We start from the raw sequence: 2994 nt of genomic DNA, 5'->3' as shown, positions 1-2994 counted from the left end.
CCTAGGTTCGTTTTTTCCTACGCTTCCTTGCCAGCTTCCTCTCCTTAATTTTGGCAGCAACAATACTGCGGTCAATGGGCAATCCTGCTCTAGGAATTACCTGATATTGTCGCTCGTCTTCTAGATTTTTAAGCTTAGTGTAATCAACCCAGTGGATACAATCTACTGGACAAGTGTCTATCGCTTCTTGTATCACCTCTTCTGGGTCCCCATCTTGCCGAAAAACCCGGGATCTACCGTAGTCGGCTTCCATATAAAACGTATTTCGAGCGACGTGGGCGCAGTGTTTACAGCCAATGCAGGTAATTTCATCAACGTAAACACCTTTTTGTCGCAGAATACCCCCTAGCTCTGGCTCAAAACCAGAACGCTCTGGAGCATCTCGAAAGACACCCCCTAACTCTGGTTCCAAACCCGAACGCTCTGACTCTGGCGTCGGTGAGAACTCAGACATTACGCGCTCCAGCGTTGTACAACTAAACGAATTGAACCATCTTTATTATCTTGTTGCTCAGCAACCTCAAAGCCTTGCTTAGCAGTTTCCTTAATTACTGTGTTGTAAGCGTAACGCTGGGTTACCCGTTGTAGGAAACCATCTACAGACCAAGGCTGTTGCCAATACTGAAAATCAGCAACTAGTTCGTAAGCGTTACCATTCCAACTAAAACCGATGTCGTAGTCATTCTCTTGCTCAATCACTACTTCAGCAGTGCGAGTTTGACCTTGATAACCGCGCACAGGGCTAGGACCAGATTCCCAATCAATCCCTAAGTCATTTAAAGCAGTTTCTAAGGATGAACGGTTACGGATTTGGGTTTTGATAGTGCTGAAATGAGACATTTTTGGTAATAAAACGAATTTACTAACTGGAACACAAATTTACCAATGGCTAACGGTAGCTTGAGTTGTGGCTGTTGCCGACAGTTCAAGCTTTTGGTCGAAGTAATCTGATGTTTTCTCAACAGATACGACTTGTCCTAGCTGAGCTTCAATAGCAGCTGTTACCTCTGCGCAAGAGGCTCCGATGATCCCAGTGACTTTTTCCTGGACTCGACCATCTGGATAAATTACAAACTCTAATGTTTCCATAGTCGCCTTAGTGCTCGGTTTATCCCTAGTTGCAGGTTGTGGCACCGGTTGTTGCACCAGTCCAGGAGTATCTAAATCCTGGATTGATATCACTGATCACTGACCAGTGCTATAGCTGGTTACTAATCAAATGATAATAATTCAGATCATGGCGCAAACAACATTAACATAAGTTTATAGTAAATCGAGTGTTTACTTTAATATTTTGTTAGTTTCTCGTAACTTTTGCTATCAGTCAAGGGGTGGGATAACCCAAAAATGGTTTGTTAACAAGTAAGCTATCAGCTCTCAGCTATCAGCTCTCAGGTATCAGCTATCAGCGATCAGCTCTCAGCTATCAGGTATCAGCTATCAGCGATCAGCTCTCAGCTCTCAGCTCTCAGGTATCAGGTATCAGCTCTGAGCTATCAGCTCTCAGCCAAAAGCCTTGGCCTATATCTGACATCTGTTCGCGTAGCGTGGCCAAAGGCCAACGGCTGACGGCTGACGGCTGACGGCTGACGGCTGACGGCTGACGGCTGACGGCTGATATTAACAAAATGTAGAGAATCTAGGGGACTGGGCAAAGTATGAAGTATGAAGTATGAATTATTAAAGTTCAGCGAGATAGTTTAATAACCGTTATGAGTGAAACGCAAGTCAGAGGTGTAAATAACCCCAAAACCGCTAATCCCAATGGATTAGAGCGAATACGAGTAGGGGTTTTAGGCTTTGGGGGATTAGGTCAAGCCGCTACCAGAGTGTTAGCTCCTAAGGGAGAAATGCTTTGGGTCGCAGCAGCTGACCGGAAAGGTTATGTTTATGACGCAGCTGGGTTAAACCCTGAGCGTTGTATCCAGACCTACCAATCCCAAGGTTCCTTGGGTTATGTAGAACCAGGTGGCACCTTAAGTAGCAAGAGTATCGAAGAGTTAATCCAAAACGCGACAGTAGATGGATATTTCCTAGCACTGCCAAATTTACCCAATACCTTTATGGCATCGGTGGTTAAGCAATTTATTCAATCGGGTTGGCAGGGAGTTTTAGTAGATGCTCTCAAGCGCACTAGTGCTGTAGAACAACTGTTGCAACTGCAAGATGAATTGCAAGCAGCTGGAATTACCTATATGACTGGCTGCGGTGCTACTCCAGGACTATTGACCGCTGCTGCTGCGATCGCATCTCAAAGCTATGCCGAGATTCACAGTGTCAACATTACCTTTGGGGTAGGGATTGCTAACTGGGAAGCCTATCGAGCAACAATTCGAGAAGATATTGCTCACCTTCCTGGTTACGATGTAGAACGAGCCAAAGCCATGAGTGATGCTGAGGTCGAAGCCTTATTAGATCAAACCGATGGCATCATCAGCCTAGAGAATATGGAACATGCTGATGATGTGATGCTGGAACTAGCAGGGATTTGCTCACGCGATCGCGTTTCTGTTGGTGGTGTTGTTGATACCCGCAATCCTAAAAAACCCCTCAGTACCAATGTCCAAATCACAGGTCGCACCTTTGAGGGTAAAATTTCCACTCACACCTTTACCCTTGGTGATGAAACCAGCATGGCTGCTAATGTCTGTGGTCCCGCCTTTGGTTATCTAAAAGCAGGAGTTTCCCTACATCACAAGGGGATTTATGGTCTATTGACTGCTGCTGAAGTCATGCCCCAGTTTGTGAAATAGTCATTGGTTTTAGGGAGTAGGGAGTAGGGAGTAGGGAGTAGGGAACAGTGCGTAGGGTGCGTTAGGGGCGGACTTGCCATGATTTTCCGCTTCTTCGCCCGGGTTGGGATAGTCCGCCCCGTAACGCACCACCTTTGGGCGAGCCCTCTTCTGTCTATAGCTCTAAAAAACGCTATAATAAAATAATTTCCTGATAATTACCCTTAATAAATATCTCCCCATCTCCCAAACTCCCCACCTC

General features: G+C 45.8%; 6 protein-coding genes. 1 reads left to right on the top strand and 5 read right to left on the bottom strand.

The window, feature by feature from the left end; all coding sequences use genetic code 11:
• Position 1: 1 nt before the first annotated feature.
• From F6K37_RS36445 to F6K37_RS36430, 4 genes are all read right to left on the bottom strand, one after another.
• Positions 2-454, bottom strand: a complete 453-nt coding sequence (locus F6K37_RS36445) for a ferredoxin (RefSeq protein ID WP_009149209.1) — start codon at positions 452-454, stop codon at positions 2-4.
• Positions 454-840 (bottom strand): DUF1257 domain-containing protein, encoded by a 387-nt coding sequence (locus F6K37_RS36440; RefSeq protein WP_009149212.1) that lies wholly within the window; start codon positions 838-840, stop codon positions 454-456. The genes F6K37_RS36445 and F6K37_RS36440 overlap by 1 nt, the downstream gene beginning before the upstream one ends.
• 39 nt (positions 841-879) lie before the next feature.
• Positions 880-1089 (bottom strand): DUF2997 domain-containing protein, encoded by a 210-nt coding sequence (locus F6K37_RS36435; RefSeq protein WP_044494432.1) that lies wholly within the window; start codon positions 1087-1089, stop codon positions 880-882.
• Between the two features lie 379 nt (positions 1090-1468).
• On the bottom strand, positions 1469-1627 hold the full coding sequence (locus F6K37_RS36430; protein WP_287255855.1) for a hypothetical protein: 159 nt from the start codon (positions 1625-1627) through the stop codon (positions 1469-1471).
• A gap of 85 nt (positions 1628-1712) precedes the next feature.
• Between F6K37_RS36430 and bioU the strand changes: the two genes are divergently transcribed.
• A complete protein-coding gene (bioU, locus tag F6K37_RS36425; RefSeq protein WP_009149222.1) occupies positions 1713-2753 on the top strand; it encodes a (S)-8-amino-7-oxononanoate synthase BioU in 1041 nt (346 codons plus the stop codon).
• 9 nt (positions 2754-2762) lie between these two features.
• On the opposite strand, the gene F6K37_RS36420 is transcribed toward bioU, so the two are convergent.
• The gene (locus tag F6K37_RS36420) at positions 2763-2885 is read right to left on the bottom strand and encodes a hypothetical protein (protein ID WP_267872077.1); all 123 of its coding nucleotides are present in this window, start codon (positions 2883-2885) and stop codon (positions 2763-2765) included.
• Between the last annotated feature and the right edge of the window lie 109 nt (positions 2886-2994).

This window comes from Moorena sp. SIO4E2 (genome assembly GCF_010671945.1).
Taxonomy (GTDB): domain Bacteria; phylum Cyanobacteriota; class Cyanobacteriia; order Cyanobacteriales; family Coleofasciculaceae; genus Moorena; species Moorena producens.
The sequence above is the reverse complement of the archived record's forward strand: the minus strand, read 5'-3'. Positions and strand labels throughout refer to the sequence as shown.

Bases quoted from the DNA above. Each gene is read 5' to 3' on its own strand.
- F6K37_RS36445 (WP_009149209.1), bottom strand. From the start codon at position 454: ATGTCTGAGTTCTCACCGACGCCAGAGTCAGAGCGTTCGGGTTTGGAA.
- F6K37_RS36440 (WP_009149212.1), bottom strand. From the start codon at position 840: ATGTCTCATTTCAGCACTATCAAAACCCAAATCCGTAACCGTTCATCC.
- F6K37_RS36435 (WP_044494432.1), bottom strand. From the start codon at position 1,089: ATGGAAACATTAGAGTTTGTAATTTATCCAGATGGTCGAGTCCAGGAA.
- bioU (WP_009149222.1), top strand. From the start codon at position 1,713: ATGAGTGAAACGCAAGTCAGAGGTGTAAATAACCCCAAAACCGCTAAT.